26 protein-coding genes are annotated in these 23,632 nt (G+C 67.6%); 14 read left to right on the forward strand and 12 right to left on the reverse strand.

Annotated features, from left to right (window positions below; translation table 11 throughout):
• Positions 1-3: 3 nt before the first annotated feature.
• Complete coding sequence (locus AZG88_RS45745) at positions 4-264, reverse strand: hypothetical protein (RefSeq protein WP_005251602.1); 261 nt, start codon at positions 262-264, stop codon at positions 4-6.
• A 118-nt stretch (positions 265-382) separates the two neighbouring features.
• Here AZG88_RS45745 and AZG88_RS45750 point away from each other — a divergent pair, with 118 nt between their 5' ends.
• Positions 383-1,891, forward strand: coding sequence for a glutamate-cysteine ligase family protein (locus AZG88_RS45750; RefSeq protein ID WP_025433184.1), 1,509 nt, complete (start codon positions 383-385; stop codon positions 1,889-1,891).
• An 18-nt stretch (positions 1,892-1,909) separates the two neighbouring features.
• On the opposite strand, the gene AZG88_RS45755 is transcribed toward AZG88_RS45750, so the two are convergent.
• Together AZG88_RS45755 and AZG88_RS45760 are read right to left on the reverse strand one after the other, a co-directional pair.
• Entirely contained in the window at positions 1,910-3,091 is a 1,182-nt protein-coding gene (locus AZG88_RS45755; RefSeq protein WP_061701358.1) for a globin domain-containing protein, read from the reverse strand.
• 1 nt (position 3,092) lies between these two features.
• A complete protein-coding gene (locus AZG88_RS45760; RefSeq protein ID WP_005251605.1) occupies positions 3,093-3,569 on the reverse strand; it encodes an RrF2 family transcriptional regulator in 477 nt (158 codons plus the stop codon).
• Between the two features lie 250 nt (positions 3,570-3,819).
• Here AZG88_RS45760 and AZG88_RS45765 point away from each other — a divergent pair, with 250 nt between their 5' ends.
• From AZG88_RS45765 to AZG88_RS45780, 4 genes are all read left to right on the forward strand, one after another.
• Entirely contained in the window at positions 3,820-4,704 is an 885-nt protein-coding gene (locus AZG88_RS45765) for a universal stress protein (RefSeq protein ID WP_005251606.1), read from the forward strand.
• 72 nt (positions 4,705-4,776) lie between these two features.
• A complete protein-coding gene (locus tag AZG88_RS45770) occupies positions 4,777-5,817 on the forward strand; it encodes an LLM class F420-dependent oxidoreductase (RefSeq protein ID WP_061701384.1) in 1,041 nt (346 codons plus the stop codon).
• A 49-nt stretch (positions 5,818-5,866) separates the two neighbouring features.
• Positions 5,867-6,757 (forward strand): universal stress protein, encoded by an 891-nt coding sequence (locus tag AZG88_RS45775; RefSeq protein ID WP_037182576.1) that lies wholly within the window; start codon positions 5,867-5,869, stop codon positions 6,755-6,757.
• A 59-nt stretch (positions 6,758-6,816) separates the two neighbouring features.
• A complete protein-coding gene (locus AZG88_RS45780) occupies positions 6,817-7,902 on the forward strand; it encodes an alpha/beta hydrolase family protein (protein WP_005251609.1) in 1,086 nt (361 codons plus the stop codon).
• Here AZG88_RS45780 and AZG88_RS45785 read toward each other — a convergent pair.
• Entirely contained in the window at positions 7,899-8,849 is a 951-nt protein-coding gene (locus AZG88_RS45785; RefSeq protein WP_061701359.1) for an acyl-ACP desaturase, read from the reverse strand. The genes AZG88_RS45780 and AZG88_RS45785 overlap by 4 nt on opposite strands.
• A gap of 23 nt (positions 8,850-8,872) precedes the next feature.
• On the reverse strand, positions 8,873-9,736 hold the full coding sequence (locus tag AZG88_RS45790) for a nitroreductase family protein (RefSeq protein ID WP_037183114.1): 864 nt from the start codon (positions 9,734-9,736) through the stop codon (positions 8,873-8,875).
• 172 nt (positions 9,737-9,908) lie between these two features.
• Between AZG88_RS45790 and AZG88_RS45795 the strand changes: the two genes are divergently transcribed.
• On the forward strand, positions 9,909-10,544 hold the full coding sequence (locus tag AZG88_RS45795; RefSeq protein ID WP_005251622.1) for a response regulator: 636 nt from the start codon (positions 9,909-9,911) through the stop codon (positions 10,542-10,544).
• Between the two features lie 8 nt (positions 10,545-10,552).
• Here the strand turns inward: AZG88_RS45795 and AZG88_RS45800 are convergent, their stop codons facing one another.
• Entirely contained in the window at positions 10,553-12,199 is a 1,647-nt protein-coding gene (locus AZG88_RS45800; RefSeq protein ID WP_061701360.1) for a sensor histidine kinase, read from the reverse strand.
• A gap of 117 nt (positions 12,200-12,316) precedes the next feature.
• Between AZG88_RS45800 and AZG88_RS45805 the strand changes: the two genes are divergently transcribed.
• Complete coding sequence (locus AZG88_RS45805; protein ID WP_061701361.1) at positions 12,317-12,940, forward strand: hypothetical protein; 624 nt, start codon at positions 12,317-12,319, stop codon at positions 12,938-12,940.
• Positions 12,941-12,952: 12 nt separating this feature from the next.
• Here AZG88_RS45805 and AZG88_RS45810 read toward each other — a convergent pair whose 3' ends face one another.
• From AZG88_RS45810 to AZG88_RS45825, 4 genes are all read right to left on the reverse strand, one after another.
• Positions 12,953-13,678, reverse strand: a complete 726-nt coding sequence (locus tag AZG88_RS45810) for an SRPBCC family protein (protein WP_061701362.1) — start codon at positions 13,676-13,678, stop codon at positions 12,953-12,955.
• Positions 13,679-13,765: 87 nt separating this feature from the next.
• Positions 13,766-14,092, reverse strand: a complete 327-nt coding sequence (locus tag AZG88_RS45815) for a cupin domain-containing protein (RefSeq protein WP_005254209.1) — start codon at positions 14,090-14,092, stop codon at positions 13,766-13,768.
• A gap of 331 nt (positions 14,093-14,423) precedes the next feature.
• On the reverse strand, positions 14,424-14,930 hold the full coding sequence (locus AZG88_RS45820) for a dihydrofolate reductase (RefSeq protein WP_061044940.1): 507 nt from the start codon (positions 14,928-14,930) through the stop codon (positions 14,424-14,426).
• On the reverse strand, positions 14,930-15,730 hold the full coding sequence (locus tag AZG88_RS45825; RefSeq protein WP_061044939.1) for a thymidylate synthase: 801 nt from the start codon (positions 15,728-15,730) through the stop codon (positions 14,930-14,932). The genes AZG88_RS45820 and AZG88_RS45825 overlap by 1 nt, the downstream gene beginning before the upstream one ends.
• An 87-nt stretch (positions 15,731-15,817) precedes the next feature.
• Here AZG88_RS45825 and cobF point away from each other — a divergent pair, with 87 nt between their 5' ends.
• The 5 genes from cobF (at position 15,818) to AZG88_RS45850 (ending at position 20,069) form a co-directional block, all read left to right on the forward strand.
• A complete protein-coding gene (gene cobF / locus AZG88_RS45830) occupies positions 15,818-16,558 on the forward strand; it encodes a precorrin-6A synthase (deacetylating) (protein WP_061701363.1) in 741 nt (246 codons plus the stop codon).
• A gap of 55 nt (positions 16,559-16,613) precedes the next feature.
• Positions 16,614-17,480, forward strand: coding sequence for an Fpg/Nei family DNA glycosylase (locus tag AZG88_RS45835; RefSeq protein WP_005251638.1), 867 nt, complete (start codon positions 16,614-16,616; stop codon positions 17,478-17,480).
• Between the two features lie 38 nt (positions 17,481-17,518).
• Positions 17,519-18,730: a formate-dependent phosphoribosylglycinamide formyltransferase gene (gene purT, locus AZG88_RS45840; RefSeq protein ID WP_061701385.1), complete on the forward strand. Its 1,212-nt coding sequence runs from the start codon at positions 17,519-17,521 to the stop codon at positions 18,728-18,730.
• Positions 18,727-19,209, forward strand: coding sequence for a DUF456 domain-containing protein (locus AZG88_RS45845; protein WP_005254202.1), 483 nt, complete (start codon positions 18,727-18,729; stop codon positions 19,207-19,209). Before purT ends, AZG88_RS45845 begins: the two co-directional genes overlap by 4 nt.
• A 98-nt stretch (positions 19,210-19,307) precedes the next feature.
• The gene (locus AZG88_RS45850) at positions 19,308-20,069 is read left to right on the forward strand and encodes a hypothetical protein (protein ID WP_061701364.1); all 762 of its coding nucleotides are present in this window, start codon (positions 19,308-19,310) and stop codon (positions 20,067-20,069) included.
• Positions 20,070-20,084: 15 nt separating this feature from the next.
• Here the strand turns inward: AZG88_RS45850 and AZG88_RS45855 are convergent, their stop codons facing one another.
• A complete protein-coding gene (locus tag AZG88_RS45855) occupies positions 20,085-20,840 on the reverse strand; it encodes an amidohydrolase family protein (RefSeq protein WP_061701365.1) in 756 nt (251 codons plus the stop codon).
• A gap of 105 nt (positions 20,841-20,945) precedes the next feature.
• Here AZG88_RS45855 and AZG88_RS45860 point away from each other — a divergent pair, with 105 nt between their 5' ends.
• The gene (locus tag AZG88_RS45860) at positions 20,946-21,515 is read left to right on the forward strand and encodes a TetR/AcrR family transcriptional regulator (protein ID WP_005251644.1); all 570 of its coding nucleotides are present in this window, start codon (positions 20,946-20,948) and stop codon (positions 21,513-21,515) included.
• Between the two features lie 53 nt (positions 21,516-21,568).
• Here AZG88_RS45860 and AZG88_RS45865 read toward each other — a convergent pair whose 3' ends face one another.
• Positions 21,569-22,960: an FAD-dependent oxidoreductase gene (locus AZG88_RS45865; protein ID WP_005251645.1), complete on the reverse strand. Its 1,392-nt coding sequence runs from the start codon at positions 22,958-22,960 to the stop codon at positions 21,569-21,571.
• Positions 22,961-23,174: 214 nt separating this feature from the next.
• Between AZG88_RS45865 and AZG88_RS45870 the strand changes: the two genes are divergently transcribed.
• Positions 23,175-23,627: an Rv0361 family membrane protein gene (locus AZG88_RS45870; RefSeq protein WP_005251646.1), complete on the forward strand. Its 453-nt coding sequence runs from the start codon at positions 23,175-23,177 to the stop codon at positions 23,625-23,627.
• Positions 23,628-23,632 lie beyond the last annotated feature (5 nt).

A 23,632-nucleotide genomic window follows, 5' to 3' on the forward strand; every position in this document is an offset into this window, starting at 1 on the left:
GTCCTATTCCGGCTCGAGGTCGTCGTCGTTGCGGAACACGAGTGGTCCGCTGTCGAGGGCGATCGCCCAGCGTCGTGAGACGGCCCAGTCGCGGCCGTACGAATCGTTGCTGATGTCCTGGACGCCGGCGAAATCGTCGACGATGACGCCGGCCTCCAGGGGCCACTTCTTCTCGGCCAGTTCGTGATCGGCCGAATGCCGCGTTTTCACGCGCGTGCCCACGGAGAACTCTGGCTTCTTCTTGGAGTCGGTATCAGGCGTCATCTCAAGTCCTTCCGCTCACCAGCGTCTGGTTCGAGGTTAGCCCGCCATCCCGCATTCGCGCGGGATGAACGGATATGCTCCCCCGTGAGCGCAGTTCGACGCGCAGTTGGGGAGTGGTATGGGTCGCGAAGTGACGTCTCGGACATTCACCCGAGCAGACCGGCGCCTGTTCCGGCAGAAGGTGCTCATGTGCGTCGACGCGCTCGAGCGGATGCTGCGGGAGGGAGCGTTCGTCGACGACGTCGACCCGCCGAGGCCCATGCTGGGCATGGAGATCGAGTTCAATCTCGTCCACGCCGACATGACGCCTGCGATGTCCAACCTCGCCGTCCTCGAGTCGATCGACGACGACGCCGTGTTCCAGACCGAACTCGGTCAGTTCAACGTCGAGATGAACGTCCGGCCGGGGCCCCTGATCGGTGAGGGGACGTTCGAGCTCGAACGCACTCTGCGGGCGTCGCTGCACGTTGCCGACGCGCGGATCCACGGGCACGACGCCCAGCTGGTGATGGTGGGCATGCTGCCGACGCTGCAGCTCGAGCACCTCGGCCGGGAGTGGATCACCGCGAATCCCCGCTACGAGCAGCTCAACGATCAGATCTTCGCCGCGCGCGGGGAGGACATCGAACTCGACCTCGAGGGTGTGCCGCTCGAGGGACGGATCGCCGAACAGCTGAAGGTGGACGCCAATTCGGTGCTCCCGGAAGCCGCGTGCACGTCGCTACAGCTGCACCTGCGCGTCGCGCCGGACGAATTCGCCGCACACTGGAACGCCGCGCAGTGCCTGGCCGGTGCCCAGGTGGCCCTCGCCGCGAATGCGCCGTTCATGGCAGGCAAGGCGCTGTGGCACGAATCCCGTATCCCGATCTTCGAGCAGGCCACCGACACGCGTCCGCTGGAACTGAAGAACCAGGGTGTGCGGCCCCGCGTGTGGTTCGGGGAGCGATGGATCACATCGGTCTTCGACCTGTTCGAGGAGAACTCCCGATACTTCCCGGCGCTGCTGCCGGAGGTCTCCGACGTCGACCCGGCGGCCGAACTCGACGCGGGCCGGGTGCCGGATCTGAGCGAACTGCAGATGCACAACGGCACCATCTACCGGTGGAACCGCCCGGTGTACGACAGCGACGACGGCAAGCCGCACCTGCGGATCGAGAACCGGGTGCTGCCCGCGGGCCCGACCGTTCTCGACACGATGGCGAATGCCGCGTTCTACTACGGCGCGCTGCGCGGGCTCGTCGAATCGGATCGGCCCGTCTGGTCGCAAATGTCGTTCAACGCGGCCGAGGAGAACCTGCATGCCGGCGCGAAGTACGGCATGGACGCCGAATTGTACTGGCCTGGTGTCGGGTTCGCGGGCGCCGACGAGCTCGTCCTGCGGCGGCTGCTGCCGATCGCGGACGAGGGGCTCGCCGCGTTCGGGCTGTCCGCCAAGGCCCGCGACCGCTACCTCAGCGTCATCGAGGGCCGGTGCCTCACCCGGCAGACGGGGGCATCGTGGCAGCGTGCGCAGGTGGTCCGGCACGAGAACGCCGGTCTGAGCCGGCCGGAAGCCCTGGCCGCCATGCTGCGTCAGTACGTGGAGAACATGCGTGAGGGCAGCCCCGTCCACACCTGGCCGGTGTGAACGGCGCCGCCGTGGCTCTCACACGGTGGCCGACCAGCTGTCGGGGCCGAACACCTCGTAGTGGATGTTCTCGGCGGGCACGTCCTTCGCGAGGAGCGCCTCCCGCATTCCGAGCATGAACGGCAACGGACCGCACAGGTAGGCGCGAGTGCCGGGCGCGATCGTGACCTCACCGAGGTCGGCCCGTCCCTCCCGCAGGCTGCCCTCGGGCCGGCGGGCGCCCAGGTCTTCGTACCAGCGGTGCATCACCGCGAACGGCAGGCGTTCGACCAGTTCGGTCAGCTCGGCGCGGTGCGCGTGACTGCTGGCGGACCGGTCGGCGTGGAGTACCGAGATCGGTCGGCTGTCCTCGGTGTCGGCGAGGTGGCTGAGCATCCCGATCATCGGCGTGCACCCGATGCCCGCGGACACGAGCAGCAGCGGCGCGTCGTCGTCCTGCAGGACGAGATCGCCGAACGGCGTCGACACCGCGAGGACGTCGTCTTCGAAGACGTTCTGGTACAGGAAGTTCGACACCTCGCCCGCTCGTTTCACCGAGACCCTCCAGTCGCCGCGCGACGGGGCCGACGACAGGCTGTACTGGCGGATCTGGCGCGCGCCGTCCGGCAGGTGAACCGCCACGGACAGGTACTGCCCCGGAGCGAACGATGGAAGCGGCGAGCCGTCGAGGGAAGTGAGCACGAACGAGACCGTGTCGGCGGACTCGTGGCGGCGCTCGCGGACCCGCACGTCCCGCCACACGTCGCCGCCCGCCACTCCCGCCGAGGCGTAGAGCCCGGCTTCCATTGCGATCAGGGTCTCCGCCATCAGCCAGTACACCTCGTCCCAGGCCGCAGCGACCTCGGGAGTGACGGCGTCGCCGAGGACCTCGACGATGGCCGCGAACAGGTGTGTGTGCACGATCGCGTACTGCGCGGGCTCGATCCCCAGTGAGGCGTGCTTGTTCGCGATCCTCGACAGGATGAGGTCGACGCGCGCCTGATCGGGCTCGAGTTGGAGTGCCGCGAACGCGGCGATGGCCCCGGCCAGCGCTTTCTGCTGTTCGCCCTGCTTCTGATTTCCGCGGTTGAACAGGTCTCGTTCGAGTTCGGGGTGCGCGTCGAACAGCTTGCGGTAGAACAGCGTCGTGATGTCCGAGATCGCGGCGCCGACTACGGGCAGGGTGGCGCGGATGACGTCCGTCGAGGTGTGCGAGAGCATGTCATTCTCCGATCGTTCGAGAAATCTGGGAAGTTGTGGGGGCGGTTACTCGGGGGAGGGCGAGCAGCACGGTTCCGGTGGGGGACCGGGTGAGGTCTTCGATCGTGAGGGCGTCCAGCGACTCGAAGAACGCGTTCTGCGCGCGTCGCAGCGCCGACCGCAGCAGGCACCCCGATCGCAGCGGGCACGGTTGGGCGCCGTCGCAGTCGACGACCTCCGAATCGCCTTCGAGTCGGCGAGCGAGCCAGCCGACGGAGGCGGTGCGCCCGAGTTCGGTGATGGCCAGACCGCCCGCACGTCCCCGGCGTGCGTCGACGATGCCGAGCTCGCCCAGCCGGGTAATCACTTTGGCGGCGTGGGCGTACGACACCGACAGTTCCTCGGCGATCGCCCGGCTCCCCGGTCGTTCGCCGTCCCCGGCGACGGCCAGTCGCATGACCACCCGCAGTCCGAGGTCGGTGAACTGTGTGAGTTGCATGACCTGAACGTACTTTAATTCTCATCCGAGATACCAAATTTGTGACCGACATCGCTCCGGCCGAAATATGATCGGAAGGTGCAGTGGCCCAGCATTATTCGACGTGGATATACGACTCCACCTTCTCATCCTCGCGGACGTCGGCCGCTGCGGCTACGGGCGGAGAGCCCGAATTGGTGGGGACTTAAGTCCCTCGTCGAAAGGCGAAGGGCGGCAGACGCGAAGCGGAGTCCGGGGATAGTGTGAAGCCATGAGCACTCGGGACCGCAACAGCGTCGTCGTCGGTGTCGACGGATCGGACACCTCGAAGTCCGCTGTTCGGGTGGCCGCCGAACTGGCCACCGAACGTGGACTGAACCTGAAGATCATCCACGCACTCGACTTCGCTCCGTACGGGTTCGGCGGTCCCTACATGGATTCGGGCGGCGTGTACGAGTGGGTCGAAGCGAGTGGCAAAGCGATTCTCGCCGAGGCGCAGGAGCAGGCGTTCGCGGTCAATCCCATCATCGACGTCCACACCGAACTGTCGATCGGCAGCAGTGCCCAGTGGCTCGTCGACCTGTCCGAGAACGCCCGGATCGTGGTGGTCGGCGCGTCCGGGTCCGGAGCGGCCGCCACCGCACTGCTCGGGAACACGGCGATCAACGTCACCAGCCACGCGCACTGCCCGGTCGTCGTGGTCCGCGGCGAGGCCCACGCCGGCGGGCCCGTCGTGGTCGGCGTCGACGGCAGTCCCACCAGTGAGCGGGCGATCTCGGTGGCCTTCCAGGAGGCGTCGATGCGGAACGCGCCGTTGGTGGCCGTCCACGTCTGGAGCGACCTCGGACCGAAAGCGTTCGAGGACCCGCGGGCCGCGGCCCTGGTGCCGCAGGGGCTCGAGGAGGACGAACACGCCGTCCTCGCCGAGAGCCTCGCCGGCTGGCAGGAGAAGTACCCCGACGTGCGGGTCACCCGGGAGGTCTACATCGACAATCCGCGGGCGCGATTGCTCGAGTGGTCGAAGAAGGCGCAACTGCTGGTGGTGGGCAGCCGGGGGCGCGGAGGTTTCAAGGGGATGCTGCTCGGATCGACCAGTAACAGCCTGGTCGGTGGTGCACATTGCCCGGTAGTCGTCGTGAGGCCTGCACGCCCCTGACGCCATTGCTCGCAGTAGTGTCTGGGTTGAAGCAGGAACAGGTTGCAGGAAACGCCAGGATTGGGGAACGACGTGCGCATAGGTATGGGCTTGAACTACAGCGGCGGTTTCGCCGAGACGGTCGAGGAGGTCGCCGACCTGGAGAAAGCCGGACTCGACATCGCATTCGTGCCCGAGGCCTACTCGTTCGACGCGGTGAGCCAGATCGGCTACCTCGCCGCCAAGACCACGACACTCGAACTCGCGTCCGGCATCTTCCAGATCTACACCCGCACGCCCAGCCTGACCGCCATGACGGCCGCCGGCCTCGACTTCGTGTCGAACGGACGCTTCGTGATGGGCCTCGGCGCCTCCGGCCCGCAGGTGATCGAGGGCTTTCACGGCGTCAAGTACGACGCCCCGCTCGGGCGCACCCGCGAGGTCGTCGAGATCTGCCGCAAGGTGTGGCGCCGCGAGAAGGTCGAGTTCCAGGGCAAGTACTACCAGATTCCGCTGCCCGCCGAGAAGGGCACCGGGCTGGGCAAGCCGCTGAAGATCATCAACCACCCTGTGCGTGATCGCATCCCGATCGTCATCGCCTCGCTCGGGCCGAAGAACGTGGAGTTGACCGCCGAGATCGCCGAAGGCTGGGAACCCATCTTCTACCACCCGGAGAAAGCGGCGAGCGTGTGGGGCGAGCCCCTGGCCAAGGGCAAGGCGAAGCGTGACCCGAGCCTCGGTGAGCTGCAGGTCTTCGCGTCGCCCGCCCTCGCCATCGGCGACGACGTCGAGCACATGCTCGACTGGGTCCGCCCCGGGCTCGCGCTGTACATCGGCGGCATGGGCGCGAAGGGCAAGAATTTCTACAACGACCTCGCGGTCCGGTACGGCTACGAGAAGGAAGCCGAGAACATCCAGGACCTCTACCTGTCGGGCAAGAAGGACGAGGCCGCCGCCGCGGTGCCGGACGATCTGGTGCGGGCCGTGTCGCTGATCGGTCCGGAGAGCTACGTCGCGGAGCGGGTGGCCGCATTCGCCGAGTCCGGGGTCACCACGCTCACCGTCACCCCGCTCGCCGCGGATCGTGCGGGACGTGTCGCGTTGGTCGAGAAGCTCCGCAAGATCTGCGGGTAGTTCCCGCAAACCCAGCAGTGCCCAGCCGGAAGAATCAGGAAAGGTGACCATGACCGGAATCAAACCGATCGTCGTGGGTGTGGACGGATCCGAGTCGGCCTCGGCCGCAGTGGCGTGGGCCGCTCGCGCCGCCGCCGCACTGTCGCTCCCGCTGCACATCGTGACAGTGGTGCACATTCCTGCCTTCTATTACACCGAGCCGTACCTGGCCGAGAGCTTCAAGGAAGAACTCGAGGACACGGCGAAGGCCCGGCTCGGCAGTGCGCGGGTGCACGCCAAGCAGACGGTGGACGAGCCGCTCGACATCACCACCGAACAGCACGAGGGCAAGGTGAGCCAGACACTCATCGAGCTCTCGGCGAACGCGCACATGGTGGTGCTCGGTTCGCGCGGGCACGGTGAGTTCACCGGTCTGCTGGTCGGTTCCACCACCTCCGCGGTCGCCGCGCACGGCCATTGCCCGCTGGTGGTCGTGCGGGGGCGGACCATGGACGGGCAGCCGCCCACCGAGGGGCCGATCGTGGTCGGCGTCGACGGTTCGGAAAGCAGCAAGGCGGCGCTGGAAGTGGCGTTCGAGCAGGCCGCCGCCCGCGGAGCGAGCCTGGTCGCGGTCAATGTGTGGAGCGATGTCAGCGTGCAGCCGTCGCTCGGCGCCAGCCCGGAGGACCCGCTGTGGAGCAGCATCCAAACGGGCGAAGAAGTGGTGCTGTCGGAGCGCCTCGCCGGATACCAGGAACGGTATCCCGACGTGACGGTCGAACGCGTCGTCGCGCGGGACCGTCCGGTGCGGGTGCTCAGCGAATTCGCCGAGAAGGCGCAGCTGATCGTCGTGGGCAGCCGCGGCCGGGGTGGCTTCAAGGGAATGCTGCTGGGCTCCACCAGCAACGCGTTGCTCCACACCGCGGACTGCCCGGTGATGATCGTCAGGCCGGAAAGCTAGCACCCCCGATCACGACGATGGTGCGGTAGCCTTCGCTCGACTTCGCAGAGGAGGCTCGAGTGAAGGCAACCCTCATACTCCGGGGACTGGTCGCCGGCGCAGTGGTTTTCGGCGCGGTGGCCTCGGTCCAGCCGGCTGCGGTGAGTGCCGACACCGGAACGCTCCTGCGCCTGCCTGCGGACGGGGCGGCCGTCGGCGTCGGCACCCTGGAACTGGTGGATCACGATCGCGACGATCCGTGGACGCCGGGCCGTGCGCGATCCATCCCGGTGACGGTGACCTACCCCGCCGGATTCGCCGCGGGCGGAACGCGCTCGCTTCCCGTCGTCCTCTTCTCGCCGGGCTTCTACGTGCCGCGGACGCTGTACACGCTCGCCGCCGAGGATCTCGCCGGCCGCGGCTACGTCGTGATCGGCATGGACCACACAGGTGAGGCCCTCGCGACGGTGTTTCCGGACGGCCGTGTCGTCCCGTCACAGATCACCGACCCGTACTCCGCCGACACCCAGAAGAAGGCGCTCGACACCCGGGTAGCGGACGCGAGTTTCGTCGTCGACATCGTTGAATCCCTCTCCCGCGGTGACGACCCCGACGGGATCGGCCCGCTGCTGCCGGACGGGCTCCCCGAGGCCGTCGATCCCGACCGGATCGGGATGTTCGGTCATTCGATCGGCGGAGCCACCACCACGCAGGTCCTCCTCGACGACCCACGCGTGGACGCCGGCGTCAATCTCGACGGAGCGCTCCTGTATGCGAACACGGCGAGCCCGATCGTCTCCGAGGATCCCGGCACCCCACTGCTCAGCGTGCTCAACTCGCGTCACGCCGAGAGCCCCGAAGGCCGGGACAGGTTCTGGGGGCAGTATTTCGCGACCCCCCGGTCCTGGAGCAAGGTCTACGCACTCCGGGACACCGGGCACTTCAGCTTCACCGACGCCGAGCACTACGTCCCGCAGGCGATCCCCGATCCCCCCGGAATGGATGTGCCCGCCGGCTTCAGCCTCGGCACGGCTCCCCGCCAGGAGGTGGTCGACACGACGAACGACCTCGTGGCGGGGATGTTCGACCGCTTCCTGAAGGGGGCGCCGGCACCCGAACTCGACGACGCCGCGTCGAGATACCCGCTGGTCTTCGAGGTCCGTTAGCGGGCCGCGACGCGTTCGCCGCGGCGGGCTTCGCGGGCGAGCGCGCGATCCCGCGACTCCTCGAACCGGGCGGCCTTGGCTTCCAGGCTCTGCAGGAACACAGCCAATTCCTCGCGGCAGCGTTCACCTTCCGGTCCGAAATCGTTACGCTCGAACATGTTCCACTTCCGGAGCACGGGCAGGACGACGTCGTCGAGGTGCTGGCGCAGGTCGTAGATGCCGCCCTTCGCGATCAGGACCGCGTTGCGGCGGAAGTTGTGCATGCCCGCGCCGGGCATCTGGAAGTTGGTCACCACCTTGTGGATCGCGGCAATCGCCTGATCGGGTGCGACGTCCAGGGCGGCACCGACGATGTTGCGGTAGAACATCATGTGCAGGTTCTCGTCGGCCGCCACCCGGGCGAGCATCCGGTCCGCGATGGGATCACCGCACGCCTTACCCGTGTTCCGGTGCGACACCCGGGTGGCCAGTTCCTGGAACGTCACGTACGACACCGAATCCAGCATGGACCCGCCGCCGGGATCGAAGCCCTGTGTCATGTGGTCCATCCGAGCCTGCTCGAGCGCCACCGGGTCGACCCCTCGCGTCACGACCAGATAGTCCCGCATCACGATGGAGTGCTTGTTCTCCTCTGCGGTCCACCGGCCCACCCACGTGCCCCAGGCGCCGTCGAGTGAGAAGTGCTGGGCGATCTCGCGGTGGTAGGACGGCAGGTTGTCCTCGGTCAGCAGATTGGTGATCATCGCCGCCCGCGCGGTGTCGCTGAGCTGGGACTGCTCCGGATCCCAGTCCTCGCCACCCAGCGCCGCGAAGTTGCGGCCGTCGTCCCACGGAACGTAGTCGTGGGGATGCCAGTCCTTGGCCATGGCGAGGTGGCGGTTGACGTTGTCTTCAGCGATGTCCTCGAGTTCGTGCAGCAGTTCGCGGTCCGTGAGTACGCGGCTCACAAGGGCACTCCGTTTCTGTTCTGTCAGTATCCGATTCGTAGGATCAGCTGTGGATGGCCCGGCACGTCGAGTCGATGTGCGAGGCGACGCGCCGAATCGTCGACGCGCAGCGGGTGGGAGAGGATGGAGGCGCCCAGCCGGGCGTCGACGGCGGTGAGCCACGCTCGTTCGACCGCGATTCCGGTGCGGACCAGGTCGATCGACTCCTGCGTGTCCGAGACGAACACGAGGACGGTCTCGCTCTCGATCGCCGCGGCGAGTCGTGCCGAATCGGGGACGCCGCGGGTGACGACGGTGCGGATCGTGTCGACCGACTCGTGACCGCCCTGCGGCAACCAGTGCGACGTCCACGGGAAGAGGTCGCGCTGGTGACCGGGATCCTGCCGAACCCGGTCGGCGGAATAGAGAAGCACGTCGGCGAGCGCGGGTGCCTCGTCCGCGGCGAGCAGCCGAGCGCGGACGCCCTCCGTCTCCGCCGCGGAGACGATGTCGGCAATGGTTGCCGCGGGAACCGGTATGTCGGCGAATGCTTCTCGATGACTCCGGCGACGAGCCATGGCGGAGAACAGCCTCAGTTCGGTGCTCGACGGGGAAGCCGTGCCCACGGCCCGAACGGACGCGACGAGGTCGGGCCTGCGCGGATCGGGCAGCAGGTCGGTCTCGATCTTCCTGCCGAGCGCCCGCAACGCGAGCTCCACGTTCGCGACGCCCGCGCCGCACGAGATCACGCGGTCGGCGCGCGGCGTGTCCGTGAAACCGCGACGCTCGCTGACCTCCGCGCGGCTCCCGTCGAGCCGGAGATCCCACGGCTGGGTGTCGTGGACCGACGGGGCCGAGACGATGGCGCGGGAGACCACCTCGATGTCACTGAGCGACCAGCTGTTCATCGCGACCTCCACTTGTGGTGTCCGGGTGTTCCCCCGCAACCTCAGCCTTCCGCGCACCGCGGCGCCTGCGCTTGGGCCGAAGGTCCCGAATGCATGAGGGAGAGGTCCCGGAAGGGTGGGCACCGGTCACCGGCGCGGTACGGTTCGAGGAGAAGACGGTGGAGGTGCAGACATGACCACGCGGGTGTTCCTGGTCGACGACCACGAGATCGTGCGACGAGGCCTGGTCGATCTACTCGGCAGCGTGCCCGACCTCGAGGTGGTCGGGGAGGCCGCGTCCGTCGGCGAGGCGATGGCACGGATCCCGGGCAGCGGCGCCGACGTCGCCGTGCTCGACGTCCGGTTGCCCGATGGCAACGGCGTCGAACTGTGCCGGGACCTCCGCGCGGCCCTGCCCGAACTGCGGTGCCTGATGCTCACGTCCTACTCCGACGACGAGGCGCTGTTCGACGCCATCATGGCCGGAGCGTCCGGATTCGTCCTCAAACAGATCCTCGGCACCGACCTGGTCGCGGCCGTGCGGACAGTGGGGGCGGGCGGTTCGCTGCTCGACAGCAGGGCGACGTCGGCGCTGATGAACCGGATCAGGTCCGCGCGCCGGGAAGACCCGCTGGCGGAACTGTCCGAGCAGGAACGCGCCGTGTTCGAGTTGATCGGCGAGGGGCTCACCAACCGGGAGATCGCCGAGCGGCTCTTCCTCGCCGAGAAGACGATCAAGAACTATGTGTCGCGGCTGTTGTCCAAACTCGGGATGCAACGACGCACGCAGGCGGCCGTGCTGGCCACCGAACTACGCAACCAGCGCTGAATTCTTCATCACGTCAACGGAACACGCCAGGTGACGACGGTTCCGCCGCCCTCGGCGTCGACGGTGCAGACGCCGCCGCAGTGCTCGGCGCGGCGATCGAGGTTGTCCAGTCCGCTGCGCCGGGCGCCATCGGCGATCCCGATGCCGTCGTCCGCGACCGTGACGGTGAGGTCGTCCCCGGCGGCCACCGAGATGTCGATGGTGGTGGCCCGCGCGTGCCGCAGCGCATTGCTCAGCGCTTCCCGCAGCACCGCCTCCGCGTGCTGGTGGATGCGGCTGGGCACGAGAGTGTCGATGGCGCCGGAGAACTGGACGTTCGGCGCGATCGGCGATTGGGAGGTGAGGTCGCCGATCACGTCGAGGAGGCGACGGCGCAGACTTGTCGCGGACGCGATGCCGGTGGCCTGCAGATCGAAGATCGTGGTGCGGATCTCGCGCACGGTGCGATCGAGTTGCTCGACCGCGGTGGCCACGATGGAGCGTACGCCGTCCGGGACGTCCCCGACCGCGTGCGTGCTCTGCAGACTCATGCCGGTGGCGAACAGTCGCTGAATGACGTTGTCGTGCAGGTCACGCGCGATCCGGTCTCGGTCGGCGAGCACCGACAGCAGGCGTTGCTTGCTCTGCTGATCGGAGAATTCCACCGCGACGGCAGCCAGGTCGGCCACCGATTCGAGCCGGGCGACCTCGTCCGGATCCCACGCAGTGTTGCCGCGCGCCGTGACCACCAGGACCCCGCCGACGCCCGACGCCGTCGACAACGGCAGCACCGCGGCCCGGCCCGCCTCGGCGGAGAACGGTGCGAGACCGTCGAGCCCCGTCAGCAGTGCGGGAGTGCGGGAGCGCAGCACTTCGGCGAGCGGCTCGGCCTGGGTGGCGGTGCGGAAGCTGTTGCGCAGCGGCCGCACCGTGCTGTCCGCCCCGACCACCGCGCCCTCGCCGAGCGTCACGACGATGAAGACCTCGTCGCCGCTGGACAGTTCGCGTACCTCGGCGGCAAGTGTGTGGAGCGTTTCGTCGAGTGATCCGCCGACCATCAGCCGGGACGTGATCGCCGCGACGGCCGTCAACCACCGCTCCCGCGTCCGCGATTCCTCGAACAGACGCGAATTCTCCACCGCCACGCCTGCCGAGGTCGCGAGCGCACGCAGGATCACCTCGTCCTCGTCGGTGAACTCGGGTCCGCTGAGTTTCTCGGTGAGGTAGATGCTTCCGAAAACCTTGCCCCGCATCATGATCGGCATGCCCAGAAAGCTCTTCATCGGTGGATGATTGGGCGGGAAGCCGATCGACCCCGGGTGATCGGCCAGGTTGGCGAGGCGCACCGGGCGAGGGTCGTGGATCAGCAGTCCCAGCAGACCGAGGCCTTCGGGCAAATGGCCCATGTGCGCACGCTCTTCCGGCGTGATGCCCTCGTAGACGAACTCCGACAGGCCCCCGTCGGGGGCGTGGACACCGAGGGCGCCGTACCGGGCGTCGAGCAGGGACGTGGCCGAAGCGACGATGCGCTGCAGGGTGGAATCCAGCTCGAGTCCCGACCCGACCACGAGGACCGCCTCGAACAGGCGCTGCAGACTTCGGCGGGTGGGGACCACGTCGGCGAGCCCCTCCCGAAACTCACTGATCCTCGCCTCGTGCCCACCGTCCGGTCCCATGTCTGCAGCATAGGTCCGGGAGGGGAGTAACGCCGCGAACCGCGGCGTCGATAAGGGCTCGAGTGTTTACTCATTCGAACTAATGCTTACCCATTGACGTGACGAGGGAGAAGAAGAATGAATCGACGGCACTTCGGACGACGGGTCGCGGCAGGTCTGACCGCTGCAGTAGCAGCGACGATGATGTTCACCGGCGTCGTGTCGGCGCAGCCCGCAGATTCCGCTCCCGTCGTCGACCCGGCCACCGCGATCGCGAAGCTGCGCACCGTCGCCGCCGGTAATCCCGAGGCCGAGGCCGCCATCGAGCGACTCGCCGCGTCGCCGACCGACACCGCGGCAACGAACATCGCCCTCCCGGGCCAGATCTTCCAGATCCCCGCGTACTCCGACACCGGGCAGGGCGGTCCGGTCCTCGGACAGCTGTACGGAGCGGGCGTGGCGACCAACATGAGCAACCAGTTCCGCTTCGGATTCTTCGGCGGACCGGGCGTCATCGCGAACGACCAGACCGGCGCCGAACTCGACGTCGTCTACTACAGCTTTGCCACCGGTGCCAGCGGCATCGCGAAGCTGGACCAGAACAACGTCGCGGTTCCGACGGTCGTCTCCACGCCGCCGGTCGCCGGGCTGGACAGCGGCCTGGTCGTGGCGGCCGTGTACGGCTCGCTGAACCACCAGGTGGGACCGAACGTCGTCAGGAGCACGATCTGGTGGCCCACGCTGGGCACCGTGCTCGCCTGACCGTTCGACAACTCAGGTGGCAGGTTCGGCTCGCGGCCGGGCCTGCCACCACTCTCTCCAGCGCTCTTCGAGTTCGGCCCACTCCTCGTCGTCCAGGTCGTAGGCCGCCAGCAGGATCTGCGCACCGCCGTCGGGGCGTGCCGCGTTGACGGGTTGCTCGCCGAACTGCAACAGTCCCGGGCCGAGGTCGTCGACACTCACCGCGGTCTGGTGTTCGCCCACGAAACACACCACCCCGTGCAGCAGATCGCCCGTCTCGGCGACCACGGTGAAATGATCGCCGACCGTCATGTCCTCGAGCTTGTCGAGGCCGAGCAGGTGCCGCGCCGAATCGCCGTCCGCGACCGGGCCTTCGAGGAACAGCGTGCGACGCTCGTCGAGCCCGTGCCGCTCGATGCCGAATTTGAGGAACTGCAGGAACGTGGTCCAGCCCTCGGTGACGTCGTCGTACCAGTCGTCCGCGGCGGGGTCGCCGCTGCGGGGCGGGCGGGTGATCCGCACCAGCGTGGTGCCCTCGTGCTCGTGGAGACTGAACTTGTCGGCACCGTTCAGGGCGAGGGTGAAGGCGGCGGCATCCTCGGTCACGTCGTCGAAGTAGATTTCCCTGATCTCGTCGGCCAGGCCGGCGTAGTCCCAGCCGTGCCAGCGCCGGATCAACTCCGGGTCGCGCAGGGCCGGCCACACCACCGAGGGCGTCGCGGCGACGGACACCTCGATCACGGGCTGGGATTCGGTCATGCGTTCTCCTGCGTCTCCACTGCTGTGCGTGCCGGTACCGACGATACCGGCGAGCGGTGGTGGCTCGCGGCGTCCGCGAACCGACCGTCACATGGCGACGGTGAGCAGGAACGCGACGTCCTCGATCGCCTCGACGCTGTGCCGATCGGTCGGAAGGACCAGCAGATCGCCGGTGGAACCCTTCCACGAGTCCTCGCCGGACACGAGGTTCAGTTTGCCGCTGAGAATGAACAGGGTGGCCTCGCCCGGGCTCTCGTGCTCGGCCATCTTCTGACCCGCGGCCAAGGCGATGACGGTCTGTCGGAGGCTGCGCCGATGCCCGCCGTACACGGTCTGCGAACTGCGGCCGCTGGACGTCCCGCCTGCCAACTTCAGTTGCTGACGGGCAAGGGCGGTCAGTGACTTCTTGTCCATGAGGTGAGTATGAACCACTGCGCGCACCGTCACCCGTCGAATGGGGTAACGGTGCGGCGGCAAAGGGGGTGCCGGTCAGCGCCGGGTGAGGGCCCAGCCCTGGGCCGCGGCGAACGCGCCGACCACCACGGCCTGCCGCAGCACCCCAGACGACGTTCGCGAGGACGACGGCGTCCACCGCGGCCGGCGTGGGACGGTCCGGCACGCTCACCGCCCACACCCCGGGTGTGAAGACGAGCAGGAAGCCGGCTGTCGGGCCGAGGACGTCGTCGAGCACGGTGGCGGCGGCGAGATAGGCGACGCCGTTGGCACCGAAGCCGAATGCCCTCGATTACCTCGCAGGTAATGCCCGTGTGTAGGTGATCCACCGATACCGGGTGCCGTTCTTCGCCGACGTGAGCCACTCACCGGTGTCCTGCGCGTGCCAGGAGTCGTCGATCGGGGGTGCCCAGGCGTCGCCGTCGATGGTGACGTCGATCTCGGAGACCAGCAGTTGCGTGGCGAACGGCATTGCTGCCGTGTAGATCTGCGCGCCGCCGATGACGCAGACGTCCTCGTCGGTGAGCGCGAGCGCGGAGTCGAGCCCGTCCGCGGACTCGGCACCCTCCGCAGTCCAGTCGGGCTGACGGCTGATCACGATGTTGCGCCGCCCGGGCAGGGGCCGGAACCTCGGGGGCAGCGAGTCCCACGTCCTGCGGCCCATGATCACCGGGCGGCCCTGCGTCACCTTCTTGAAATACGCCATGTCCTCGGGGACGTGCCACGGGATCGTGTTGTCGAGGCCGATGACGCCGCCGGCGCCCTGGGCCCAGACCAGCTTGACCTGCCGCGCCGCCACTAGACGGCCACCGGCGCCTTGATGGCGGGGTGGTGCCGGTAGTCGACGATCTCCACGTCCTCGAAGGTGTAGTCGAAGATCGAATCCCGCTTGTTCAGTTTCAGCGTGGGATACGGCAACGGCTCCCGGCTCAACTGCTCGGTGACCTGGTCGACGTGATTGTCGTAGATGTGGCAGTCGCCGCCCGTCCAGATGAAGTCGCCCGGTTCGAGCCCGGCCTGCTGCGCCACCATGTGGGTGAGGAGCGCGTAGCTCGCGATGTTGAACGGCACGCCCAGGAACAGGTCGGCGCTGCGCTGGTACAGCTGGCACGACAGCTTGCCGTCCGCGACGTAGAACTGGAAGAACGCGTGGCACGGTGCCAGCGCCATCTGCGGGATGTCGCCGACGTTCCACGCCGACACGATGATGCGACGCGAGTCCGGGTTCGACTTCAGCGTCTCGATGGTCTGGGTGATCTGGTCGATGTGCTCGCCCGACGGGGTCGGCCAGCTGCGCCACTGCACGCCGTACACCGGGCCCAGTTCACCGTCCGCGTCCGCCCACTCGTCCCAGATCGTGACGCCGTTGTCCTGGAGCCACTTCACGTTGGAATCGCCGCGCAGGAACCACAACAGTTCGTAGACGATCGACTTGAGGTGCACCTTCTTCGTGGTGATCAGCGGAAACCCGTCCGCGAGGTTCCAGCGCATCTGATGACCGAAGACGCTCTTCGTGCCGGTCCCGGTGCGGTCTGCCTTCGGGGTACCCGTGTCCATGACGAGTCGGAGCAGGTCTTCGTACGGGGTCGGCACAGTCACGGCGTCCAGTTTAGGCGGCCCCGCCGCCCGTGAGTGGTTTGCGGGTCCCTGGACTCCTCGCGCACTCACGGGCGATAGCCTGCGCCCATGCGTGAACTCTTCGTGATCGGCATCGGCGCCGGCGACCCCGACCAGGTGACGGTCCAGGCGATCAAGGCGATGAACAAGGCCGATGTGTTCTTCGTCATCGGCAAGGGCGACGAGAAGCAGGACCTCGTCGATCTCCGCACCACCATCCTCGAGGAGCACGTCACCGGCCCGTACCGCGTCGTGGACATCGTCGATCCGCCCCGCGACCGCACGCCGTCCGACTACGAGGGCGTGGTCGACGACTGGCACGAGCGCCGGGCGGCACTGTTCGAGGCCGAGTTCGCGTCCGAGCCGGGGGTCGGGGCGATCCTCGTGTGGGGTGACCCGTCTCTCTACGACAGCACGCTGCGGATCGTCGAGCGGGTGCTCGCCCGCGGCAACGTGTCGTTCGACTACTCGGTGATCCCGGGCGTCACCAGCGTGCAGTCGCTGGCCGCGCAGCACCGGATCGTGCTCAACCGGATCGGCGAACCCGTGCACATCACGACCGGAAGGCGACTGGCCGAGGGGCTGCCCGACGGTGTCGACAACGCGGTGGTCATGCTCGACGCCCGCTGCACGTTCACCCAGGTCCGCGGCGACGACGTCCAGATCTGGTGGGGTGCCTACCTCGGCACACCCGACGAGGTGCTGATCTCCGGTCGCCTGCGCGACGTCGAGGACGAGATCCAGCGGGTGCGCGCCGAATTGCGCGAACGCAAGGGCTGGATCATGGACACCTATCTCCTCCGCAGGTGAGTGAGAAAGCGCGGAGGAGCACACTTCGGCGCTCACCTACCGTTAGCCTGGGACCATGCCCGAGCTGCCCGAGGTGGAGGCGTTAGCCGAGTTCCTGCGTGAACACGCCGTGGGAGCGGTCGTCGGCCGAGTGGACGTGGCGGCCCTGAGCGTGCTGAAGACGTTCGACCCCCCGATCACCGACCTGCAGGGCCGCGACGTGACGGGCGCGGCCCGGTTCGGCAAGCACCTCGCACTCGACTGCTCCGGGTTGTGGCTCGTCACCCACCTCTCGCGTGGGGGCTGGTTGCGCTGGACGGACAACCCGTCGGCGGCGCCGCCGAAACCGGGGAAGGGCCCGCTGGCGCTGCGGGTGCACTTCTTCACCCCGGAGGGCGCGACGCCGGCGTTCGACCTGACCGAGGCGGGCACCAAGAAGCGGCTCGCGGTGTGGGTGGTGCACGACCCTCAGGAGGTGGAGGGGATTGCCCGGCTCGGACCCGACGCTCTCGCCGTCACCGAACCAGAGTTCGCGGCGCTGCTGTCCACCACGTCGGCGCGGATCAAGAATGCGCTCGTCGACCAGTCGCTGCTCGCCGGGGTCGGCAACGCGTACTCCGACGAAATCCTGCACACCGCAAAGATTTCCCCGTTCGCCACGTCGCGCACCCTGCCGGAGGACCAGGTGCACGTGCTGTATGACGCGATGCGGTCGGTGCTCAGCGACGCCGTCCAGAGGTCGCTCGGTCAGGACGCGGCGCGGCTGAAGGGGGAGAAGCGATCCGGGATGCGGGTGCACGCCCGGACCGGCCTCCCGTGTCCCGTCTGCGGCGACACCGTCCGGGAAGTGTCGTTCGCGGAGAAGTCTTTTCAGTACTGCGCGACGTGTCAGACCGGAGGCAAGGTGCTCGCCGACCGCCGGATGTCGCGGCTGCTGAAGTAGGCGTCGGCGCGAAACCGTGCCCGCATATAGTTGTGACCATGCGTGAACAGGCACCCGTACGGTTCGGTACACCTCTGACGGCAGGCGCAACGCGCGTGATGCTGCTCGGGTCGGGTGAGCTGGGCAAGGAAGTGATCATCGCCCTGCAGCGGCTGGGGGTCGAGGTGGTCGCCGTCGACCGCTACGACAACGCGCCGGGCCACCAGGTGGCGCACCGCGCGCACACGATCGACATGAGCGACCCGGAGGCGCTGTTGCGTCTCGTCGAGCAGGAACGACCCCACTTCGTGGTCCCCGAGATCGAGGCGATCGCCACGGACGCGCTGGCCACAGTCGAGGAGCGCGGCACCGCGGTGGTCATCCCCACCGCACGGGCGACGCAGCTGACCATGAACCGCGAGGGGATCCGGCGCCTCGCGGCGGAGGAGTTGGGGCTGCCGACGTCGCCCTACGAGTTCGCCGAATCGCTCGAGGAGGTCCGGGCGGCCACCGAACGCATCGGCTTTCCGTGCGTGATCAAGCCGGTGATGTCGTCGTCCGGCAAGGGGCAGTCCACGGTGCGCGACGCCGACGACGTCGAGACGGCCTGGGAGTACGCGCTCGCGGGCGGCCGCATCAATCACGGCCGCGTCATCGTGGAAGGGTTCGTCGACTTCGACTACGAGATCACCCAGCTCACCGTCCGGGCGATCGGTGCCGACGGCGAGGTGGGAACCTTCTTCTGTGAGCCCATCGGGCACCTGCAGGACTCGGGCGATTACGTGGAGTCGTGGCAGCCGCAACCGATGAGCGACGCGGCACTCGCACGATCGCGGGAGGTGGCCGAGAAGGTGACCACGGCGCTGGGCGGCCGCGGGATCTTCGGTGTGGAACTGTTCGTGAAGGGTGACGACGTCTACTTCTCGGAGGTCAGTCCGCGACCGCACGACACGGGGTTGGTTACCCTTCGGACACAACGACTCTCGGAGTTCGAACTGCATGCCCGCGCCATCCTCGGCCTGCCCGTCGACACCACCCTCACGACTCCCGGTGCGTCCGCGGTGATCTACGGCGGCGTCGACGCCGCCGGTATCGGCTTCGAGGGCGTCGCCGACGCGATGGCGGTCCCCGAGACGGACCTGCGACTGTTCGGCAAGCCCGAGAGTTTCGTGCGCAGGCGAATGGGAGTCGCCGTGTCCACGGGACCGGACGTCGAGACCGCGCGCAGCCGTGCGCGGGAGGCGGCGTCCCGCGTCGAGCCCGTCGCGTGAGTCCGGGCGCCGAACTCCTCGTCGGCCTGGCCGTCGTCATCGGGCTCGTCGGAATCGTCATCCCGATCCTGCCCGGCACGATCCTCATCTTCGCCGCAATCCTGGTGTGGGCCATCATGACCGGCGGCGCGACGGCGTGGACGGTGTTCGCGGTCGCAACGGTGTTCCTCGTGATCAGCGGCGTCGTCAAATACACCTGGCCAGGTAAACGGATGCGCACGGCCGGGGTTCCCAATATGTCGTTGATCGTCGGCGGACTGGCCGGGATCGTGGGGTTCTTCGTCGTTCCCGTAGTGGGGTTGTTCCTCGGCTTCATCGCGGGAACGTATGTGGCCGAGCTCTACCGGTTGCGTGCGCACAACCGGGCGTGGGCGTCGACGTGGCACGCCTGCAAGGCAGTCGGACTGTCGATGCTGATCGAACTGCTCGGCGCCCTGATCGCCTCGGGTGTGTGGCTGGCTGCGGTGGTCGCGACGTAGGCCGTTCGAAATCGTCGCCGAGGGGTATCCAGAAGCGTCCTCCACCTGCGATGATGAAATGCGGATGTTGATCTTCCCGGCTAGCGGAGGAATACGCCGTGAACAAGAAGACGACCTGGATCCTGGCGCCCCTCGCTGCCGTGGCCCTCTCCCTGAGCGGCTGCGGCGACGACTCGTCCGACTCGGCGGCGCCGAGCACGACCAGCGCAGCCGCTACGAGCAGCGGCGAAGCGGCGCCCGCGTCGAACATGATGGAGAAGGTTCCGTCACCGTTCGTGATGACCCCGCAGATGGAGCCGACCTACGTCGGTTCGGTCGACGGATCCGACGCGTACGTCGCGCTGGCCAGGTCCGGCGACGAGATGATCGCCTTCCTGTGCGACGGAGACCAGATGTGGACATGGATGACCGGCACCATGGACGGCGACAAGGCATCGCTGTCTTCGCCGGACGGAGCGACACTCACCGCGTCGATGAGTGACGGCACCGTGACGGGGCAGGTCAGCGCGCCGGGCATGCCAGACAAGGCGTTCGTGGCCCACCCGGCCGCTGCCGACGAGGGCATGTTCCGCGCAACCACCAACCACGACGGCGCCGATTACACACTCGGCTGGATCATGACCGCCGACGGCGTCCGGGGGCTCGAACGGCAGGCCAACGGATCGAGCGCCGGTGCCATCGCCGTCGACCGGAACGACGACCAGATGGACGATCGGCAGCGTGAGCGGCGGCAGGAACGCAGGGAACAGCTGGACTGCGAGGAAATGAATAACTACAACATGTGGCTGGTGGCGCAGCCGCAGACGCCGCCGGTGGTCGAGATGGCGTCGATGAACAGCATGCAGATGGAAGGCTGTTGACAAGGGGCCTGCGTGCTAACAGGGTCCTTTGGGTGTGTCGCAGCGGTACCAGGCGCGTGCGTTGCCGCCCATGACGGCGTCGAAGTCGTCTCCCACCGCGTCCGCGACGATGTCGATGTCGCTGTCCTGGAACACTCTTCGGGAACGGCTGCCCGGTAGGTCGGTGCCGAACATCAGTGCCTCGGGGTTGACGGCGTGGATCTTGCGCAGCACGTCGCCGACATTCTCGATGGTGGTTCGCCCGAACCCGGTGGCCTTCACCCGGACTCCGCGGTCGACGAGATCGAGTAGGTACGGCAGGCCCCGTGTCGACATCCCCAGGTGGTCGATGCACACGGCGGGCAGCTTGGCGAACACCGGCTCGAGCGACAGCAGCAGTGTGGCGTCCACGTAGAACTCGGCGTGCCAGCCGGCCAGCTCGTACGCGCGAAGGGCCTGCTTGGTGAGGAGTTTCACGTCGGTCGCGCTGCGCCGGAGGTTGAATCGGACGGCCCGGACCCCGGCGCGGTCGAGTTCGAGGATGCTCTCGTCGGTGGCGTCGGTTTCCATCTGGGTGACGCCCACCCAGCTGGGGCCGAGCTCCTCGAGCGCCGCCTTCAGGTAGTTCTGATCGGTGCCCTGGTACGAAGCCGTGACGACGGCGCCGCCGTCCACACCGAAGCCTGCCGTGCGCGCCCGGTAGTCGGCGATGGTGAACGGCTCCGGGAGGTAGCCGTGGTTCTCGACCACCGGGAACCGGGGGTCGATGATGTGAACGTGGGCGTCAAACACGACTTATATCCTGCCTTGTGCGGGGACACGCTTCGTGGCGGAGCCGTCCGCGAGCGCTGGTACAAGTGTCCTACACATACGTCTCAGACTCTTTAGGGTGAGGTCATGGGAAATCGCGAAGACCTGATCGACGGCGCCACGCGCAGCCTGTACGACAAGGGATACTCGCGGACGACGGCCCGGGACATCGCGTCGGCCTCCGGGGTGAGCCTCGCGGCGATCGGCTATCACTTCGGCACCAAGGAGGCGCTGCTCCACGCCGCCCTGTACCGGGAGATGGAGCGCTGGGGCGACGACCTCGCGACGGCCGCCGGGAAGAAGATCGAACCAGGCATGAGTCCGACGGAACGGTTCGAAGCCATCTGGACCGGTGTCATCGAGTCGTTCACCGCCCACCGTCGGTTGTGGATGCTGCAGTTCGAACTGCTCGGGCACCTGGACTCCCTGCCGGAATTGAGAAAGAACCTGGTGGCGTCGACCGCCGATGCCCGCGACGGACTGGTCGAACTGTTCGGTGACGCGGGCATCGAGCCGGGCCGGGCGCACACACTGGGCGCTCTCTACCAGGCGCTGCTGCTCGGCGTCGCGGAGCAGTGGCTGGTGGATCCCGATCACGCGATGTCCGCCGAGGAACTGCTCACGGCGTTGCGGGCGCTGTCGTCACACCTGGCCTGAGACGACGGAAGGGAACCTCCCGCAGGAGGTTCCCTTCACACCGATTCGGAAGATCAGGCCTTGTCGGGCTCGCTGGCCTTGAGCATGTCCTCGCGCTCGACGACCTTGATCCGCTCACGGCCCTCGGGCTCGCCCAGGCTGCGCTCGTGCGCATCGAGGCGGTACCAGCCCTGCCAGGTGGTGTACGGGACCTGCTTGCCCTCGAGGAAGTCGATGATCGCGTCCTCGCCCGGGTTGGCGGGCTCGGGGAAGCCGGCCCGGTCCTCGAGGAGGTTCGCGACGGTCTCGTTCGCGTCGCCCTTGGTGTGGCCGATCAGGCCGACCGGGCCGCGCTTGATCCAGCCGGTGACGTAGGTGGCGGGCATGAACCGGTCGTTGCCCTCGGCGGAGTCGTCGGCGATGACGCGTCCGGCCTCGTTCGGGACGGTGCCTGCCTGCTCGTCGAACGGAAGCTTCGCGATGTTCTGTGACAGGTAGCCCACCGCGCGGTACACGGCCTGCACGTCCCAATCGTTGAACTTGCCGGTGCCCTTGACGTTGCCGGTGCCGTCGAGCTGGGTGCGCTCGGTGCGCAGGCCGACGACCTTGCCGTCTTCGCCGAGCACCTCGGTGGGCGATTCGAAGAAGTGCAGGAACAGCTTGTGCGGGCGGTTGCCCACGTCGCGGATGGCCCAGTCCTGCAGGGTGTTGGCGACCATGTCGACCTGCTTGGAATTGCGGCGCGCCTGCTCGGAGCCCTCGTCGTAGTCGATGTCCTCGGGATCGACGATGACCTCGATGGTCGGCGAGTGGTCGAGTTCACGCAGCTCGAGCGGGGTGAACTTGGCCTGCGCGGGTCCGCGGCGACCGAACACGTGGACCTCGACGGCCTTGTTGGCCTTGAGTCCCTCGTAGACGTTGGCGGGGATCTCCGTCGGCAGCAGTTCGTCACCGGTCTTGGCGAGGACGCGGGCGATGTCGAGGGCGACGTTACCGACACCGAGGACGGCGACCTTCTCGGCCTCGAGGGGCCAGGTGCGCGGGACGTCGGGGTGGCCGTCGTACCAGGAGACGAAGTCGGCGGCGCCGTAGCTGCCGTCGAGTTCGATGCCCGGGATGTTGAGGGCGCGGTCGGCGTTGGCGCCGGTGGAGAAGATCACCGCGTCGTAGAAGCTGTGCAGGTCTTCGAGGGTGATGTCGCTGCCGTAGTCGATGTTGCCCAGCAGGCGCACCGACGGCTTGTCGAGCACCTTGTGCAGGGCGGTGATGATGCCCTTGATGCGCGGGTGGTCGGGTGCGACGCCGTACCGGATCAGACCGAAGGGGGCAGGCATCCGCTCGAAGAGGTCGATGCTGATCCCGCCGTCAGACGCGGCATCGGATTTCATGAGAGCGTCGGCTGCGTAGATACCGGCGGGGCCGGCACCCACGATCGCAACGCGCAACGGACGTGTCTGATCAGTCATCTGGAGCGAACTACCTTCTGATGGGCGGACAACGAAACCTCAGCTTAAATTAAGCCCAGCCTAATCGGGTGGCCGAGGTGCGGCAGACAGGGCAGAGCCCATTCTCGGGACGCACGCCTGTAGAGGGTAGTCGCCTTCGCGTTGGGGGGTCACAAACACGATTTGTAGGGGCTGCTCTATACACTCGTGGCCACGCCGAGATCGAAGGGAAGTCATGTCCGGTTCGAGCGAATCGCCCCAGCGCGACGCGGGAGGCACCGAAGATCCGGTGGATCCCCGGCGCACCACGGCGGTGCCGTTCATCGCCGCCGTCACCGTCATCGTCGTCATCCTGGTGGCCATCGTCGTGTCCAGCAGGCTCTCGCCCGCCGACGAGAACGTCACGGAAGCGGACCGCATCAACCGTTCGGTCGCCGACTTCATCCAGGCCCACAACCACGACGACGCCGATCTGCAGAAGACGCTGGTCTGCTCGTCGTGGTCCGACGATCGGTCGGTGCTCCGGGACCGGGAAGGCGAGGTCACGCTGAAGGGCGTCGAGTCGTCCGAGGTCAACGGGGATCGTGCCCGGGCGGAGGTCCGGGTCAGCGCCGACGACGGCAAGGGTGAGACGACGGATACATGGCAATTGACGCGGGACGGCGAGACATGGGTCGTCTGCAACTGACCGTT

The organism is Rhodococcus sp. LB1 (assembly GCF_001583455.1).
Classification (GTDB): Bacteria; Actinomycetota; Actinomycetes; order Mycobacteriales; family Mycobacteriaceae; genus Rhodococcus_F; species Rhodococcus_F opacus.

Excerpts from the sequence above, each read along its gene's own strand:
- AZG88_RS45745 (WP_005251602.1), bottom strand. The coding sequence starts at position 264 with ATGACGCCTGATACCGACTCCAAGAAGAAGCCAGAGTTCTCCGTGGGC.
- AZG88_RS45750 (WP_025433184.1), top strand. The coding sequence starts at position 383 with ATGGGTCGCGAAGTGACGTCTCGGACATTCACCCGAGCAGACCGGCGC.
- AZG88_RS45755 (WP_061701358.1), bottom strand. The coding sequence starts at position 3,091 with ATGCTCTCGCACACCTCGACGGACGTCATCCGCGCCACCCTGCCCGTA.
- AZG88_RS45760 (WP_005251605.1), bottom strand. The coding sequence starts at position 3,569 with ATGCAACTCACACAGTTCACCGACCTCGGACTGCGGGTGGTCATGCGA.
- AZG88_RS45765 (WP_005251606.1), top strand. The coding sequence starts at position 3,820 with ATGAGCACTCGGGACCGCAACAGCGTCGTCGTCGGTGTCGACGGATCG.
- AZG88_RS45775 (WP_037182576.1), top strand. The coding sequence starts at position 5,867 with ATGACCGGAATCAAACCGATCGTCGTGGGTGTGGACGGATCCGAGTCG.
- AZG88_RS45790 (WP_037183114.1), bottom strand. The coding sequence starts at position 9,736 with ATGAACAGCTGGTCGCTCAGTGACATCGAGGTGGTCTCCCGCGCCATC.
- AZG88_RS45795 (WP_005251622.1), top strand. The coding sequence starts at position 9,909 with ATGACCACGCGGGTGTTCCTGGTCGACGACCACGAGATCGTGCGACGA.
- AZG88_RS45800 (WP_061701360.1), bottom strand. The coding sequence starts at position 12,199 with ATGGGACCGGACGGTGGGCACGAGGCGAGGATCAGTGAGTTTCGGGAG.
- AZG88_RS45805 (WP_061701361.1), top strand. The coding sequence starts at position 12,317 with ATGAATCGACGGCACTTCGGACGACGGGTCGCGGCAGGTCTGACCGCT.
- AZG88_RS45810 (WP_061701362.1), bottom strand. The coding sequence starts at position 13,678 with ATGACCGAATCCCAGCCCGTGATCGAGGTGTCCGTCGCCGCGACGCCC.
- AZG88_RS45815 (WP_005254209.1), bottom strand. The coding sequence starts at position 14,092 with ATGGACAAGAAGTCACTGACCGCCCTTGCCCGTCAGCAACTGAAGTTG.
- cobF (WP_061701363.1), top strand. The coding sequence starts at position 15,818 with ATGCGTGAACTCTTCGTGATCGGCATCGGCGCCGGCGACCCCGACCAG.
- AZG88_RS45835 (WP_005251638.1), top strand. The coding sequence starts at position 16,614 with ATGCCCGAGCTGCCCGAGGTGGAGGCGTTAGCCGAGTTCCTGCGTGAA.
- purT (WP_061701385.1), top strand. The coding sequence starts at position 17,519 with ATGCGTGAACAGGCACCCGTACGGTTCGGTACACCTCTGACGGCAGGC.
- AZG88_RS45860 (WP_005251644.1), top strand. The coding sequence starts at position 20,946 with ATGGGAAATCGCGAAGACCTGATCGACGGCGCCACGCGCAGCCTGTAC.
- AZG88_RS45865 (WP_005251645.1), bottom strand. The coding sequence starts at position 22,960 with ATGACTGATCAGACACGTCCGTTGCGCGTTGCGATCGTGGGTGCCGGC.
- AZG88_RS45870 (WP_005251646.1), top strand. The coding sequence starts at position 23,175 with ATGTCCGGTTCGAGCGAATCGCCCCAGCGCGACGCGGGAGGCACCGAA.